The sequence below is a fragment of the Desulfosarcina sp. genome (assembly GCF_033791525.1).
Classification (GTDB): Bacteria; Desulfobacterota; Desulfobacteria; order Desulfobacterales; family Desulfosarcinaceae; genus Desulfosarcina.
Genome location: NZ_JASJGN010000011.1, coordinates 1 through 15,230, shown reverse-complemented (window position 1 = coordinate 15,230; position 15,230 = coordinate 1). Strand labels below are relative to the sequence as shown.

Here is a 15,230-nt window from a genome sequence, read left to right as displayed (position 1 = left end):
CATGCTGGCGGCGGTGATCATTTTGACAATCAACATTTTGGTGGATTTATTGTATGCGTTCCTCAACCCCAAGATCAGGTACGAGTAGTTAATTGTGACGGTTCCTCAAAAATCCCGATATCTGCGTTGCGCTTCATCCTTCGTCATTGCGGAGTATGATCAATACGCCTCATTACTCAGGATTTGCAAGCCTTGATCTCGGGCTTTTTAAGAAACCGTCCGGAATGCAATTTCCAGGAAAACAAATTCGCTTCTTGTTAATTAACCAAGGTTTAAGGTTCGAAGAAAGTAATATGAGTCGCTTGCTTCAATCCCAACACGTTCGTAACTATCTGCGGGACCCGTCCGCCCTGATCGGCAGCATCGTTTTGCTGATCTTTTTCTTTTGTGCGATTTTCGCGCCATTGATTGCACCCATGGATCCGTATGATCTGATGACCGTGGATCTGGGCAACTTTTTACTGCCGCCCGCCTGGATGGACGGCAGCCTGTCGGCTTTCCCACTGGGAACCGACGACCAGGGACGCGGAATTCTCTCCACGATCATATACGGGCTGCGCACATCGCTTATTGTCGGTTTTTCGGTGGTAGCCATTTCCAGCGTTATCGGCATCGTCATGGGCATGCTTGCCGCTTATTATGGCGGTGTCCTGGATGCGTTGGTCATGCGTTTGGCCGACACGGTGTTTGCTTTTTCCACCACCCTGCTGGCCGTATTGTTGCTGGGGGTGTTTGAAACCCGGGGCGTGGTCACGGTAATCTTCGCCATCTGCATTGCCGACTGGGTCAAGTACGCCCGTACTATCCGCGGCAGCGTGCTCGAGATCAAGGACAATGCCTACGTGGTCGCTGCTCGTTCTTCCGGGGCCGGGGACTTTCGCATCCTTTTTCGCCACATCCTTCCCAACGCGCTGCCGCCTATTTTGGTGGTCATGGCCGTTGATCTAGCGGTGGTGATCATGCTGGAGGCGACCCTGAGCTTTCTGGGGGTCGGCGTGCCGCTTACCGAACCGTCCATCGGCATGATGATCGCCATCGGCAAGAATTACATCTATGCCGGCATGTGGTGGCTGACCCTGTTCCCCGGTGCCACCCTGATTTTTCTGGTGGTGGCCATCAACCTTTTTTCCGACTGGCTGAGGGATGAGTTGAACCCCAAGCTGGCGCGCCAAACCTGATGATTATGGCCGGATTCCTAAAACGCCCGATATCTGCGTTACGCTTCGTCCCTCGTCACTGCGGAGTACGTGCATGTACGCCTCATTCCTCGGGTCTCGCAAGCCTTGATCTCGGGCGTTTTACGAACCCGTTTCAATCAGGAGGCGTCCATGAATCCAAAAAAAGGATTTCAAAGGAATTGCAATAGAAGTACTGCCGCTTCCTCCATCTATCTTGGGCGAATCAACCTCCCTAAAGCTTAAAACAATCAAATAAACATTTGAAAACGGATATGAAAACATTCATTGGTAGCCGGATAGACGACTTTCTCAGCGACCTGGAGACCCTCGTCAATATCGACAGCAGCAGCGACAACATTGCCGGCATCGCCGCCGTGGCGGAATGGTTGCGCTGGCGGCTGGAGGCGATCGGTTTCTCTACCCGTTTGGAGAAGTTGGGGGACCGGGGCGTGCCCTGCCTGCAGGCCAGCAACCGGTCTACAGAACAGCCCTTCGACATCATGTTTCTGGGACACATGGACACGGTCTTTCCGACGGGTGAAGTGGAGAAACGACCCTTTGCCGCAGACGGGGACCGGGCGACCGGTCCCGGAGTCTGCGACATGAAGGGTGGCTTGCTGGTCGCCCTGCATGTACTGGAGGTCCTTCACCACGACGGCGAGCTGAACCGATTGTCGATTGGCGTCTGCTTCAATGGCGATGAAGAAGTGGGTTCGGGATCGTCCAGGTCATGGATCGAGGCCCATGCCCGCAACAGCCGACGGGTGTTCGTCTTCGAACCCTGCCGCCCGGGAAACCGGTTCGTCCTGCAGCGAAAAGGAGGCGGCGGCTATACGATCACGGCCAGGGGCACCGCCGCCCATGCCGGGGTGGAGCCGGAAAAGGGGGCCAACGCTGCCGTGGAGATTGCCCACCAGACGCTTGCCACACAGCAGTTCAACGATCAGGCCGGTGAAGGCACATCGGCCCATGTGACCGTGATCCGGAGCGGCGAAAAGACCAACATAATTCCCGATACAGCCCGGGCGTCGGTGGATGTCCGTGTGGCCGTAAAGAGCCAGGTGGCCACGGTCAAAGCATTTTTTCAATCCTTGCCGGATCATACCCATATCGCGGGTGTCAGTCTGTCTGTCAGCGGCGGGGTAGACCGGCCGCCCATGGAGGCCGATGACCGGACGCTGGCGTTGTGGCGGTTGATCAAGGCTCAGGCGTCGAACCTGGGATTGAAGATTGAGTCCATCTCCACCGGTGGCTGTTCGGACGGCAATTACACCTCTGCGCAGGGTGCGCCCACCATCGACGGCATGGGGCCTGTGGGGGCCAATGCTCACCGTCAGGATGAGTATGTGGAGGTGGGCAGTATTGCGCCCCAGATCCAGCTCATCGCTTCCGTGTGTAGAGCGATTGCTCAAGAAAAGGCGTAAAGATGCATGCGCAGCGGCTTCCGCTTGCGTGATAGGGGGCGCCTAATCGGGAATACCGCAATTGCGGTCCCTTTCGATTCTGTGCATACGGCGGCGCTTCCTTCAATCGCTGCCAATCCCGTCACCCCTCCAGCTCGACCGTCTCCACCAGCACCCGGGCCGTACCCTGTTTGTAAAAGCCCAGCCGTTTGGCGGCCCCCGCGCTCAGATCGATCATACGTCCATCGATAAAGGGCCCGCGATCATTCACCCGCACGACGATGCTGCGCCGGTTGGACAGGTTGGTCACCCGCACGAAGATGGGCAGGGGCAGGTGTTTGTGGGCGGCGCTCAGCCCATCCGGTTTGAAGGCTTCGCCGTTGGCCGTCATGTGGCCGCCCCGCTGCCGGTAGGTTTCATTGCCGTACCAGGAGGCGATGCCTTTTTCACGATAGGTTTTCGCCTGCACCACCGTCATGGGCACATAGCGCTTGCCCCGGACAGTGTAGGGTGAAGCCTTGACGCGGCCCTGGGCAATGGCTTCCTTGGGGGACAGGCCGTCGATGGTGTCGATGTCGTCATGGGTCAACGGCCAGGAGAACGGTGCGGTGACCACGTCGAAGGTGAATCCGCCGACCGTGTAGACGGTGCTGCCGGCAAATTTGGTCACCTTGTAGGCCATGACCACGGTTCCCTTGGTCAACCGGTAGGTGGTTCGAATCACACCGCAGGCGGAAAGGATCAGACTTGCCGCAGCCAACAGGGTGATAAAAAAGCGCATTGGCCGATTGCTTTTCCGGTTACTCATGTTTCTAATGATGGCAACCACTTTAATGTTTACGGTAATCGGTTCACAGTTCACGGTTTTTTCAATAAACGATGCGACGAGTGAAGCATTGGGGTATTGATAGACTTTCAGAAATCCGAAAATACTTATTATTTCGCTTCAAACCGCAATATTATTTAAAATCTTCTAAATCCTCAAAAGAAGATCACATAATTTTCCTCTACTTTCTGTTTTTTAACCGTGAACCGATAACTGTAAACTGTGATCTGATAATTATTGTTTTCTCACCACCAGGCTGCCGATGGAATAGCCCGCACCGAAGGAGCAGATGACGCCGTGGTCGCCGGGTTTCAGGTCCTGGCGGTAGAGGTGAAAGGCGATCAGCGAACCCGCCGAGGCGGTGTTGGCGTAGCGGTCCAGCACAATGGGCGCTTCATCGAAGGTGGCCTCTCGCCCCAGCAGCTTGCCGCCGATATGCAGGTTCATGTTGATATTGGCCTGGTGAAGCCACCAGCGTTTGATGTCAGGCACGTTCAAACCATGCTGGGAGATATGGTCCGTCAAATGCTGGATGGCCATGGGGCATACCTCTTTGAATACCCGGCGGCCGTTCTGATGAAACAGCTTGTCGGCACCGAACGGGTCCACATCGTTGGCTCGGCTGACATAGCCGAAATTGGAGCGCACATGGCTGGAGAATTTGGTTTTGGCCCGGGTGCTGAGAATTTCATAGCTGTGCGGTGCCGTGCAGGCATCGGAACCCTCCAGGACTGTCGCCGTGGCCACGTCGCCGAAGATGAAGTGGCTGTCCCGATCACAATAATTGACCTGGGGTGAGGTTAGTTCCGGGCTGATGGTCAGCACGTAGCGGGCCGTGCCGGCGGCGACCATTTCATATGCGCGGTGCAGGGCAAAGGTGGCCGCCGAGCAGGCCACCAGCATGTCGAAACCGAAGCCATCGATGCCCAGGGCCTCCTGCACCTCGATGGCGATGGCCGGATAGGACCGTTGGGTGTAGGCGCAGGAGACGATGATCGCATCGATGTCGGCGGCCGTCTTGCCAGCAGCGTCCATGGCTCCGCGGGCGGCGTGGACAGCCATTTCGGCCTGGTTTGAAAGCGCCTCGTCCGGCCGTTCCGGAATGGCCGGGCGCATGCGCGCCACATCCAGAATCCCATCCTTGATATAGGCATAGCGTTGTTGGATGCCGGAGGCTTTTTCGATGAATTCTACTGAACTGAGCGGTTTCACTTCCCGTTCGCCTGCCGCGATGGCCTCAGCATGCTGGTCATTGTAGCGGTTGGCCCATTCGTTGTAGGCGGTTACCAGTTCGTCGTTGGTGATGATATGGTCGGGCGTCCACAGGCCGCTGCCGCTGATAACAACCCCGGGTCGTGCTGAAGCTGACATGGCGATCCTTTGCAATTATTTCAAGGCGTTTTCTAAATCATCGATCAGGTCCTGCGTGTCTTCGATGCCCACGGACAGACGAATCAGGGAGTCGCTGATGCCGGCCGCCTGGCGTTCCTCGGCGCGCATGCCGGCATGGGAGGTGGTGGCCGGCCGGGTGACCAGGGTCTCCACGCCGCCTAAACTGGGGGCCACGATGGGAACCGTCACGCGCTGCATGAACCGCTCGGCGTCGTCGAGGCCGCCTTTCAATTCAAAACTGACCATCCCGCCGAATCCCTCCAGCAGTTCTCTGGCCCGACCATGGCCGGGGTGGTCGGGCAGGCCGGGGTAGTTGACTCGATCGACGGCAGGATGGCCGGCGAGGGTTTCGGCAACGGCCTGGGCGCTGCGGTTCTGGTGGCGAACGCGCAGGGCCAGGGTTTTCATTCCCCGGTGAAGAAGAAAACAGGCGTGGGGATCCAGGCATCCGCCCAGGTGAATCAGTTTATGGGCGATCTTTTTCAACAGCGTATCCTTGCCGATCACCGCACCGGCGACGATGTCCGAATGGCCATTGAGGTATTTGGTGCAACTGTGCAGGGAGATGTCGTAGCCCCATTCGGCCGGCCGGAAATTGACCGGTGTGGCAAAGGTGTTATCGATCATGGAGATCAGGCCGTTGGCCCTGGCAAACTCGGCCAGGGCTTTCAGGTCACCCACTTGGATCAACGGGTTGGTGATGGTTTCCACATACAGGCCCCGGGTGTTGGGCTTGAGCATGGACGTCCAGGATGCGGGATCGTCGGCGTCGATAAAATCGAACTGAAACCCCAGTGGGACGAAATCCGAGACGATGAAATCCTGGGTGCCGCCGTAAAGGCAGTTCTGCACCAGGATGTGGTCTCCGGGGGAAAAGAGGGCCAGTAGGGTAGTGGAGATGGCTGCCATGCCGCTGGCCGTCACCAGGGCTGCTTCGGCATTTTCGAGGATGGCCAGCTTGCGGTGTAATACCTCGTGGTTGGGGGTGTTGTTCATACGGATGTATTTCAATTCGTCATAGCTGGACTGGCCGGCATACTCAAAAGTGGACGACTGGAACACCGGCAGGCTCACGGCCCCGCAAATTCTTTTTTCGGGCTCTCCGGCATGGATCAGCCGGGTGTCGATGCGATGGGTTTCACTGGCCATGGCGACTCCTTTGAGGCTCGGACAGGTTGATAATTCCTATTTGATCTTTACTATCATACTATGGAGAGTCAATCTTTAGCATGTTTTCTGCGGAGAGACCATGATCGAATCCAGCGCCTTCGGCCGCATGACCATTGACGGCCGGACTTACACCTCCGATCTGTTCATTTTTCCTGACGGGCGTGTGCAGGACGGATGGTGGCGGCAGCCTGGCCACATGTTGCGCGTAGACGATATGCTTGTCCTTGCCGACACCGCTCCGGAGCTCATCGTGGCCGGCACGGGAACCAGCGGGCGCATGCGGCCTGCTTCGGACCTCCACGCTTTTCTCAGGGAAAAGGGCATCGCCTTGATTGCCGAACCCACTCCACGAGCTGTGGACATATACAATCAAAAGCGCACGGCGGGCTTGACGGTCGGCGCCTGTTTTCATCTGACCTGCTGACAGGATTGGGTTTGACCACCCTATTGCCAAGGATTCGAATGTCGAACATAGAAAACACGAGTGATTTTGAGATGGTTTTAGAAATCTACAATGCGGGTGACCGTGTTTTTCTCAGATCCATCCTGGATGCGGAAGGAATCGACTACTACATTCAAGGCGAGACGGTTGCCCCATACATCTTTAATTCAGTGCCCATGCGGCTGATGGTCAAAAAGGATCAGGTGGTGCAGGTCGAGGCACTTTTAGGAAACTTTATTCAATCCTCTGCCTATGGTGGATTAAAAAGAATGATCGATATATGATGAGTTTTTTATGAAAAGCATTACCTCCATTTTCCTCACGGCCATGGGTTTCAGTCCAGGAAAACAACGCGCAGCAGAGGGACCAGGGAGTGTGCAATGATAAAGATAGCCGCCGTTTTCGGCAGCCCCCGCCGGAAAGGCAACACGTCAACACTGCTCACACACGCGGTCTCCGGCGCCCGTGATGCAGGCGCTCAAGTCACGGAAATCGTGTTGCGGGATTTAAAGATGTCGCCATGTCTTGAAATTTACGGCTGCAAAGAGGCAGGACACTGTGTGATCAAGGACGACTACGGAGATATTGAGGAACTGTTGCAGGGCATCGACGGACTGATGCTGGCTTCACCGATATTTTTCTACACCGTCAGCGCCCATACCAAGATCCTGATGGATCGCTGCAATTCCCTGTGGGTCAAAAAATACTGGATAGAAAAGAAACCCTTTGGTCAAAAGAACTATCCCCGCAAAGGCCTGTTTATCTCCGTCGGGTCCACCAAAGGCAAACGCCTGTTCGACGGGGCACTGTTGAGCGTCAAGTATTTCATGGATGCATTGGATATGGAACTCTGGAAATCCCTTGTTTTCAGGGGAATTGAAACAGAGGGGCAGATTGCAGAATCTCACGCCGCCCTGGAAGATGCGTATGAAGCGGGAAAGGCCCTGGTCCTGGCGCTCTCGGATCGCGACAGTTTGAAAAGCCATGGATGACTGCTGTTTACCTATAATCCTAAAAATAGCCTTGCGCCGCAAAGGTCGGGTGACAGCCCCTGGCTTAAAACCGAATCTATTTTTGTACTTTTGACGAATCAGCCAGGGGCATGGCAATAATTTTCCGTAGCTTCTTTTCCAACGCATCGACGGATCTCTCGATAACCATCTTCCCTTTGCTTTCGGTGGCCAGCCAGGGGGCGGAACCCATCCTGCCGTCGGGGAAAAACTGTCTCATCTCCTCAGCTGATAGCGGCCAATGGTGTTCAGGTTTTTCAATCTCCAGTTCTATCGTGGCTTTGGTTCCAAACTCCTTCGGTCTCAGGCACCGTGTCACGGCGACCTCCGACGGTGTGGCGTGGCTTCCCTCTTTGCCATCAAACAGTTCCCGGCCGATGTCGACCATCTCCGGATAGTCATACCATGAGATCATGCCGAATATTCCTGGGTAGTTATCTGCCTTCAAACGCTGGAGACCGGTCTCAATGGAATTCACATTTCCACCGTGGCCATTGATGAAGAAGATCCGCCTGAATCCGTGGGACAGGAAGGATTTGACAATGTCCCCCACAACGAGGATCAGGGTTTCCGGCATCAGGGTGGCACTGCCAGAAAAAGCCATGTGGTGGGGAGAGATACCATAGGCCAGCGTTGGTGCAACCATTATCCCCATGCGTTTTCCGGTTTCCCGGGCGATGCATTCGGCTGCAATAAAATCGGTCCCAATCAGCCCGTAGGGGCTGTGCTGTTCTACAGAGCCCACAGGAATCAGAATGACATTTTTTTCTTTGAGGTACGCTTCGACTTCAGGGAAGGCCAGGTTTTCAAGTAGCATGGTGATTCTCCATTTCCGGAAATGCCGTGGCCCGCGCAAAAGCCATGGCGAAATCAGGTTCGGAGGCCAGTTCCAGGTGATGAATGTGGTGGCACAGGGTGCTGGCTTCCGCTCTCAATTGTTTGTCCAAAAGGGCCATGACCACACCCACGCCGGCCAGGTTGTCTTTGGGGATGACCGCTCCTCGGCCAACGGCCGGGGGCAGCATGCCGATGGCCAGGGCGTTCTTCCAGTTGAACCGGGCCCCGAAGGCCCCGGTGAGGATGGTGCGGTCGATTTTCTTGATCTCGGCCTTGCGCATGAGAAATTCGATGCCTGTGAAAAGCGCTCCCTTGGCCAGCTGAATCTGGCGAACGTCTTTCAGGGAGACGGAAATATCGCTGCCGGTGGCGGTATGGTCGCTGCCTGCGATGGTGTAATACCGGCCGATGCCCGTTTGGTCGCTAACCACTCCGTCGATGGTTTCATCCAGCCGGCCGTTGGGCAGGATGGCCCCGATCCGCCGCAGGGCGGCGACGGCGTCGATGATACCTGAGCCGCAAATGCCCATGGGCCTGTTTTTACCTTCATTTCCAAGCACTTCATAGTCAACGCGTCGGCTCTTTTCGTCCGGCCATGCGCGATGGATGGCGCCGGATACCGCGCGCATGCCGCAGGAGATCTGGGCCCCCTCCAGTGCCGGGCCGGTGGCACAGCTGGTGACCCACAATCCCTCCCGGTTGCCCAGCACCACCTCGCCGTTGGTGCCGATATCCACGATGAGGGTGATCTCGTCGCGTTCGTGGGGGCCGTCGGCTAAAATGGCGGCCATGGTGTCTCCACCCACAAATCCCGATACGACCGGCATGAGAAACACCGGAACGGCCGGATCGGTGATCAGCCCCAGATCTCCGGCGTTGAATGGCGGCGGGTTCAGTGTCAGGGGGAAATAGGGGTAAACTCCCAGCCCATAGGGATGAAGCCCGGCAAAAACCTGCTGCATGGTGGTGTTTCCGCAAACGCCCACCTCATCGATATCGCCGACTCTGGCACCCACCTGTTCCAGGCAGCGGGTCATGAGAAAATTGATGGCTTTTGCGGCCAGGTGTTGAAGTTGATCCAGGTGCGCATCCTTTTCGTTGATTCGGCTGATGCGGCTGATCACGTCTTCGCCGAAGCGCCGTTGGGGGTTGATACAGGCGTCGGCAGCCAGCAGCGTGCCGGTCGCCAGGTCGCACAGATAGCCAGCCACTGAGGTGGTGCCCAGGTCCACGGCGAACCCGAGACTGGCCATTTGCCTGCCTGCCAGGATACGGCGCAGGCCGGTTTTTTCGTGCACCACCAGGGTGAAGGATTTCAGGCTGTCGCGATAGTTGCCCAGCTGCCGCAAGGATGCGACATCGGCAGCTGAGGCGGTCGGTTCGCCGACCTGCGCAGCCAGCCAGTCCAGCAGGCTTTCCGGGGTGTTGTCTGTTTTCAGGCCCGGCGAACGGCCTTCAACGGCCAGGCGCCGGGTCATGGTATCCACCGGGTAGCTGCCGGCGATCCCGGTTTTGCCCCGTGTTTCCGAGCTTTCAGCCAAGGTGTCGGGGATGGTGACCGAGCTTTTGCCAGTGGCCCGGGCCTGGCAGGCCAGCCGGGATCCATTGGCCATCTGACCCGGTGTGAGCACATCCAGTTCCGCTTCGGTGGGTAACGAAAAATTCGCTTTGGGGTGGACCAGGACGAGGCACTTGCCGCAGACACCCATGCCGCCGCAGTCGGCCCGGATGTCGATGCCGTGGTCGGCACCCATCTCCTGGAGGGTTTTGTTCTCATCCACGGGCACGTTCAGCCCGGCCGGCTCGAATGTTATCGATTGGACGGCGGCAATTTTCTCAATGGCGCGGCGATCGATCTTTCCAGTGGCCCCCATTGGGATTTGATCGACAATGCGGATTCGGCGGGGTTTCTCATGGGGCGCCAACACATTTTCCAACGAGGCTCTTACGTCGTCGTCGGAAACCCTGCCCGCCACAAGAGCAATGACCGCTTGATCCCGGCCGGTCTCGACCGGGTTGGCCAGGACCAGGGCGTCATCGACGCCGTCTACATCCATGATGGCCCGGCGCACCTTTTCCAGATCGACCCGGTTGCCACCCACCTTGACGATATGGTCCGTGCGTCCGGTGACCACAAAACATTCGCTGCCATGGGCTTTCACCCGGTCCGCTACCGTAAACCAACCGCTGCTGCGTACCGGCAGTTCACGGGAAAGAAAGGCCGAGCGGACGTCCAGACGCTCACCGGCCACGCGCCACTGGATGCAGCGGTAAGGCGTGAAGCCTTCTTCGCCTTTGGACCGGCTGCGGGTGGCGATACCGCCGGTTTCCGTGGACCCGTAGACCTCCACCAGATCCACGCCCGTTGCTTTGGAAAATGCCGTGGCGTCGGCTTCCGCCAGTGGACCGGCCGAGGAAAAAGCCAGCCGCAGGGCGCCTTTTTCCGGCGGGTTTTCCCTGAGTGACCGGTAGTGAACCGGCACGCTTACGAAAATGGTGGGCGACGTGGCGGCCATTTGACCTTTGATCTCTTCGGGAAAGGAGGGGGTCTGTGCCACGACCCGGGCCGATGCCGCCAGGGGCATCAGCAGGGAATAGAGCAGTCCGTAAATGTGCCGGGCCGGGACGCTGGCCAGGACGCGGTCGCCGCTGGTGATCTCATAACGCTTTACCAGATAATCCACTTCGCCCAGCAGATTGCGCGGCGTCTTGGACCAGAGGCGCGGGACACCGGTGGATCCGCCGGTGAACAGGTGGACCCAGGCCCGGTCGGCATCGGGTTCGTTTTCGGACGTCAGGGTTTCGACTTCATCCACCAGTGCCGGTGCATCGATGACCGTTACCCCGGCTGGCAGAAGGTCATCGGATGATGCAATGGCCCGGGAGAAACCGGTCAACTGGTGCAGCTCAAGAAGGGCAGTTGCCGTCAGGGCATGGGGCAGCAGCAGTTCCGCCCCACCGGCCAGCGAGGCCAGAAGGGCGGCCGCCATCACGGCACGGTCCTCGGAGCAGAGGCAGACCGGTGTGTGATCTTCCTTCTGGCTGTCAAATAATGCCTTGATCCGGCGGGCCATCCGATACAGGCCGTCATAGTTGCAGCCGGGCATGATGAACGCCTGACCCGGCCGGGCCGGGCCGGACAGCAGGCGTTCCATCATCTGGGCGATGGTGTCCTTCCCTCCCATGGGAGGTGTCATCGTCGCTGTCGTTCCTTCCAACGGTTATGACAGCTTGAGCCGCCAGTACTGAATGGACACCAGTTAATACAGCGCTTAGTTTGGGTCAAGCCATTCCCGCATGTGTTTGCTTGACACGGCTGGATAATTTGAATAGCTAATGACGTTTCGTCTGTCGCAGGACCAGGCGTCAATTAAAAAAGGATCGATTCATGGAATGCTGCACCAGCCGGTTATGTGATTTCGAGTTCGACAGGGCGACCATTGCCCATGCAGCCGCTGATAACCGTCTGCTGACCATGGAAATCGAATTCAGCCTGCGTTGCAATTTCCGTTGCCCGTATTGTTATGTTCCCGAGGAGAGCTATTTTGACGGGGAACTTACCCTCCCTGAGATCCGGGATGTGCTCCTGCAGGCCAAAGCGCTGGGCACCCGGCGGATCATTATTCTGGGCGGTGAGCCCAGCATCTACCCGCACATCCGTGAAATGATCGCTTTCGTTCAGGACCAGGGCATGGGTGTGGAGATGTTCACCAACGGCAGCGGTATCACAGCCGACTTCGCCGGATGGCTGTTCGACCGCCAGGTGCGGGTGGTGATAAAGATGAACACCTTCGACCCAGATCTGCAGGACCGGCTGTCGGGCAAGCCAGGGGCCGGCCGGCTCATCAAAAAAGCGCTGGAGTATCTCAAACAGGCGGGCTACCCGTCCGAGGAGGCCTTTTTGGCCGCGAGCACCATCATCTGCCGCCAGAATCTGGAGGAACTTCCCCGGTTGTGGTGTTGGCTGCGAGACCAGGGCATCGCCCCCTATTTCGAGATCATCACCCCCCAGGCCAACGCACTGGAAAATCCCTGGCTGGATGTGGATCCCCACACCCTGCACCGGCTGTTTGAGGAACTGGCAACTATCGACTTGGAGCAATACGGTCGGACCTGGGACATCCAGCCGCCGCTGGTGGGCAACCGTTGCCTGCGCCACCAGTTTTCCTGCCTGGTGACATCAAGGGGCGACGTGATGCCCTGTGTGGGCGTGACCCTCTCTCTGGGCAACGTACGGGAGCAGTCGCTGAAGACGATTATTGAGAACAGCCCGGTGCTCAAAGACCTGAAAAATCACCGTAACACCATCAAAGGGACCTGCGGAAGCTGCGACCAGGCAGATGGCTGCTACGGCTGCCGGGGTGCTGCCTACCAGATCACTGGCGATTACCTGGCATCGGATCCCATGTGCTGGCGAAACTGCCGGAACCAGCCCTGACGGGCTATCCATGACAAAGACGTCCCCCCCGACCCCGCCAAACCAACCGTCGGCAATTTTCGGTTTTCTCGGATGCCTGGCCGTTTTTGCGTCGGCCTTCTGCTTCTACTTCTCCACGGTGGTAATCCGCTGGTCCCGGGATGTGGTGACCATCGACTCCGCCTATTTCGCTTTTTTCCGCTTTCTGTTGGGCTTTATCGTGGTTTGTACGATTATGGCCCTCAGGCGGCAGGGACCGGTCCCGAAGCGCTACCATCTGCTGGTCGGCCGGACACTGGGCAACTGCATCGCCGTTTACTGCTTCTATCAGGCTGTTCGCTACACTTCGGTGGCCGAGGCCAATATATTGAACATGACCTATCCCATCTTCGTGGCCATCCTCTCCTGGGTTCTGCTGCGCCAGCAACGGGATCCGGTTGCCCTGGCCATGGTGGTGGTGGCCGTTGCCGGGGTGTGGCTGATTCTGCGGCCGGGAAACATGGGCCTTGGCCTCAAGAGCCTATGGGGGATCGGCTCCGGCGTCAGTGCGGCTCTCGCCATCCTCTATCTCAATCTCAGCCGGCAGTACCACGATGCCAATACCGTGCTGTTTTACATGTTTGGACTGGGATCGGTGCTGATGTTCCTTTTTTTCAGACAACACTTCTTCTGGCCCGATGGCCGTGAACTTTACTACCTGGCCCTGTGCGGCGGGGTGGGTATCGCCGGTCAGTTTCTGATCACCCTGGGTTTTCGCTATGTCACTGCCGTGGAGGGGGGCGTTATCTCGTCCACGCGAATTCTGCTGGCGGCCATGCTGGGGCCATGGCTGGTGGCGGAGCCGCCACTTGGACCGGTCGGATGGATTGGCGCCCTGCTGATTTTCGGGGCCAATGTGGTGCTGACCCTTCGAAAAGGGCGCTGAGACAATCAGCCTAATGACCTTCTGGTGACGATACGAATGATCAATAGCTGCAGAGAGATGTTGTTGATAGGGGGTGACCTAACTCAGTGGCTGAAATTGATAAGACTCAAGTTTACGATTCTTGTCGGATGGTTTACGGGGGATTTTTTGGATGATTGCCAAAGATTGTTTGACGACCTTGTTTTTTCTCGTTTTTTAATCAAATTCATTGATGCGGTTGTTGGAACATATTATCCAATTATTATTGTAAATTCCTCCACATCGCCGACAGAATTAATAACAACGAACTGGTACGACTCGATAGTCGTATCCGACAAAAGATCGTAAATTCCGAAGTAGCCAAGAGACAGGATAGGAATGCCGTTTATTGAAAGGATCTCGTACCCGTCCCGGAGTCCCGCTTCCCACGCCAGGCCACCTTCAATCACGTATATTATTTGGCTTGCGTCGTAAATATCGATCTGGACGCCTGATCGCTGTATCCCGCTTGCCTTGATATGGCTGTTATCAAGATAGCGGTCAAGCTTGACGATATTGTCTGTAAAGTTAAATACTGTCAGGAATTCCCTGAAAAATGTGCCACCCACGGCGTGCCAACTCCCTATTTGAACTATTATTTCGTCTGTACACGCCATACCTGTGCAATAGTCGGTGAGTGACAGATATTCAACACTCTCGGAAACACCAAAATTAAAGACAAAGGATGTGAAAAGCACTGTCGGAAGCTGGCTCAAAGAATCCAGCATTATGGGTGAAAGCCTGGTATAGGCCGCGCCAGTATCAAGCAAAGTAATTCCTTGTGATAAACCTTCAATCGAAACATTCGTGAATGGTCTATTCCCTTCATATCGGATAGGGATCGTCACAGATTCAGATGGACCGTTTTCAAGGGCATCATAAAAAAGAATCGATTCATTTTTATAATCAAAGGTTAAATCGAAGTATTTAAGAAGGTCCATCCCTATTATTCCGTTGTAATAGCCCTCCTTGGATTGCGCGAAGGCGGAATCAGAGAGAAATGCTTCAAAATCATAAATACAAACGTTGTTCTCAAAACAAAGGCTTGAGATGTTTATTGACTCACCTGGATTGCCGAATAGTTGGGCGGGAACGTAAGTGTTTGTAGAACCGGTATCCACCAAAATATCGAGATTTGTCGATCCGTTTATGGTGACGCGGGTCACAAAAACAGCACTATGAATAAGTCTGGCGTTGATTGGCGTTTGAAAATTACCCATAGAGATTTGAGGTGTTGCCGCACTATCGCCGCCACCTCCACAACCACAGAGGATCAAAACAAACAACAAAACTGTTTTATGAAATATAGAAGACATTTCCTTCCTAATGGTTTCAGTTTAGTGCGAAATCGGATCTATGTAGATCAATCACCCTTCAGACGTTTTTTTTACGCATCCAATGTCCAACACTGAACATAAAACGGTTCTCATTCCCTGCGCATCACCGGCTGTCCGGTGAGTTGAGCAAGAGGGACGGCCTTCAATCCTTTTCTCGAGAGACCCGCCAGTATCCTTTCGATTTCCCTGATCCATTGCCTGATCCGCTCCGGACTGCCGGCATCGGAATCGTGCATCAGTACGATGTCGTCCGATCTGACTTTGGCAAGGATGTT

The 15,230-nt window shown here is 56.1% G+C and carries 13 protein-coding genes and 1 pseudogene; 7 read left to right on the top strand and 7 right to left on the bottom strand.

The genetic code is table 11. The annotated features are described in order from the left end of the window. Positions 1–293: 293 nt before the first annotated feature. Positions 294–1,178, top strand: a complete 885-nt coding sequence (locus QNK41_RS00505) for an ABC transporter permease (RefSeq protein ID WP_319252645.1) — start codon at positions 294–296, stop codon at positions 1,176–1,178. Positions 1,179–1,450: 272 nt separating this feature from the next. After that, on the top strand, positions 1,451–2,602 hold the full coding sequence (locus QNK41_RS00500; RefSeq protein WP_319252643.1) for a M20 family metallopeptidase: 1,152 nt from the start codon (positions 1,451–1,453) through the stop codon (positions 2,600–2,602). 121 nt (positions 2,603–2,723) lie between these two features. Here the strand turns inward: QNK41_RS00500 and QNK41_RS00495 are convergent, their stop codons facing one another. From QNK41_RS00495 to QNK41_RS00485, 3 genes are all read right to left on the bottom strand, one after another. Next, entirely contained in the window at positions 2,724–3,362 is a 639-nt protein-coding gene (locus QNK41_RS00495; RefSeq protein WP_319252641.1) for a septal ring lytic transglycosylase RlpA family protein, read from the bottom strand. A gap of 279 nt (positions 3,363–3,641) precedes the next feature. Beyond that, positions 3,642–4,778, bottom strand: coding sequence for a beta-ketoacyl-ACP synthase III (locus QNK41_RS00490; protein WP_319252639.1), 1,137 nt, complete (start codon positions 4,776–4,778; stop codon positions 3,642–3,644). A gap of 15 nt (positions 4,779–4,793) precedes the next feature. Beyond that, positions 4,794–5,948 (bottom strand): aminotransferase class I/II-fold pyridoxal phosphate-dependent enzyme, encoded by a 1,155-nt coding sequence (locus tag QNK41_RS00485; RefSeq protein ID WP_319252637.1) that lies wholly within the window; start codon positions 5,946–5,948, stop codon positions 4,794–4,796. Between the two features lie 100 nt (positions 5,949–6,048). Between QNK41_RS00485 and QNK41_RS00480 the strand changes: the two genes are divergently transcribed. From QNK41_RS00480 to QNK41_RS00470, 3 genes are all read left to right on the top strand, one after another. Further along, positions 6,049–6,393 (top strand): Mth938-like domain-containing protein, encoded by a 345-nt coding sequence (locus tag QNK41_RS00480; RefSeq protein ID WP_319252635.1) that lies wholly within the window; start codon positions 6,049–6,051, stop codon positions 6,391–6,393. Between the two features lie 38 nt (positions 6,394–6,431). After that, positions 6,432–6,695 (top strand): hypothetical protein, encoded by a 264-nt coding sequence (locus QNK41_RS00475; protein ID WP_319252633.1) that lies wholly within the window; start codon positions 6,432–6,434, stop codon positions 6,693–6,695. 96 nt (positions 6,696–6,791) lie between these two features. Beyond that, positions 6,792–7,403 (top strand): flavodoxin family protein, encoded by a 612-nt coding sequence (locus QNK41_RS00470; RefSeq protein ID WP_319252631.1) that lies wholly within the window; start codon positions 6,792–6,794, stop codon positions 7,401–7,403. Positions 7,404–7,479: 76 nt separating this feature from the next. Here QNK41_RS00470 and QNK41_RS00465 read toward each other — a convergent pair whose 3' ends face one another. Together QNK41_RS00465 and QNK41_RS00460 are read right to left on the bottom strand one after the other, a co-directional pair. Next, positions 7,480–8,238 (bottom strand): creatininase family protein, encoded by a 759-nt coding sequence (locus QNK41_RS00465; RefSeq protein WP_319252629.1) that lies wholly within the window; start codon positions 8,236–8,238, stop codon positions 7,480–7,482. Continuing rightward, complete coding sequence (locus QNK41_RS00460) at positions 8,228–11,455, bottom strand: ASKHA domain-containing protein (protein ID WP_319252627.1); 3,228 nt, start codon at positions 11,453–11,455, stop codon at positions 8,228–8,230. Before QNK41_RS00460 ends, QNK41_RS00465 begins: the two co-directional genes overlap by 11 nt. Positions 11,456–11,646: 191 nt before the next feature. Here QNK41_RS00460 and QNK41_RS00455 point away from each other — a divergent pair, with 191 nt between their 5' ends. Further along, positions 11,647–12,696 (top strand): radical SAM/SPASM domain-containing protein, encoded by a 1,050-nt coding sequence (locus QNK41_RS00455; RefSeq protein WP_319252625.1) that lies wholly within the window; start codon positions 11,647–11,649, stop codon positions 12,694–12,696. A 10-nt stretch (positions 12,697–12,706) separates the two neighbouring features. Then, the gene (locus QNK41_RS00450) at positions 12,707–13,600 is read left to right on the top strand and encodes a DMT family transporter (RefSeq protein WP_319252623.1); all 894 of its coding nucleotides are present in this window, start codon (positions 12,707–12,709) and stop codon (positions 13,598–13,600) included. Positions 13,601–13,830: 230 nt separating this feature from the next. Here the strand turns inward: QNK41_RS00450 and QNK41_RS00445 are convergent, their stop codons facing one another. Together QNK41_RS00445 and QNK41_RS00440 are read right to left on the bottom strand one after the other, a co-directional pair. Next, a complete protein-coding gene (locus QNK41_RS00445; protein ID WP_319252621.1) occupies positions 13,831–14,934 on the bottom strand; it encodes a hypothetical protein in 1,104 nt (367 codons plus the stop codon). A gap of 110 nt (positions 14,935–15,044) precedes the next feature. Then, positions 15,045–15,230, bottom strand: a pseudogene (locus QNK41_RS00440) (hypothetical protein); the annotation flags it as partial.

What these genes read in the sequence shown, in the direction of transcription:
- QNK41_RS00505 (WP_319252645.1), top strand. Translation starts at nt 294, where the DNA reads ATGAGTCGCTTGCTTCAATCCCAACACGTTCGTAACTATCTGCGGGAC.
- QNK41_RS00500 (WP_319252643.1), top strand. Translation starts at nt 1,451, where the DNA reads ATGAAAACATTCATTGGTAGCCGGATAGACGACTTTCTCAGCGACCTG.
- QNK41_RS00495 (WP_319252641.1), bottom strand. Translation starts at nt 3,362, where the DNA reads ATGCGCTTTTTTATCACCCTGTTGGCTGCGGCAAGTCTGATCCTTTCC.
- QNK41_RS00490 (WP_319252639.1), bottom strand. Translation starts at nt 4,778, where the DNA reads ATGTCAGCTTCAGCACGACCCGGGGTTGTTATCAGCGGCAGCGGCCTG.
- QNK41_RS00485 (WP_319252637.1), bottom strand. Translation starts at nt 5,948, where the DNA reads ATGGCCAGTGAAACCCATCGCATCGACACCCGGCTGATCCATGCCGGA.
- QNK41_RS00480 (WP_319252635.1), top strand. Translation starts at nt 6,049, where the DNA reads ATGATCGAATCCAGCGCCTTCGGCCGCATGACCATTGACGGCCGGACT.
- QNK41_RS00475 (WP_319252633.1), top strand. Translation starts at nt 6,432, where the DNA reads ATGTCGAACATAGAAAACACGAGTGATTTTGAGATGGTTTTAGAAATC.
- QNK41_RS00470 (WP_319252631.1), top strand. Translation starts at nt 6,792, where the DNA reads ATGATAAAGATAGCCGCCGTTTTCGGCAGCCCCCGCCGGAAAGGCAAC.
- QNK41_RS00465 (WP_319252629.1), bottom strand. Translation starts at nt 8,238, where the DNA reads ATGCTACTTGAAAACCTGGCCTTCCCTGAAGTCGAAGCGTACCTCAAA.
- QNK41_RS00460 (WP_319252627.1), bottom strand. Translation starts at nt 11,455, where the DNA reads ATGACACCTCCCATGGGAGGGAAGGACACCATCGCCCAGATGATGGAA.
- QNK41_RS00455 (WP_319252625.1), top strand. Translation starts at nt 11,647, where the DNA reads ATGGAATGCTGCACCAGCCGGTTATGTGATTTCGAGTTCGACAGGGCG.
- QNK41_RS00450 (WP_319252623.1), top strand. Translation starts at nt 12,707, where the DNA reads ATGACAAAGACGTCCCCCCCGACCCCGCCAAACCAACCGTCGGCAATT.
- QNK41_RS00445 (WP_319252621.1), bottom strand. Translation starts at nt 14,934, where the DNA reads ATGTCTTCTATATTTCATAAAACAGTTTTGTTGTTTGTTTTGATCCTC.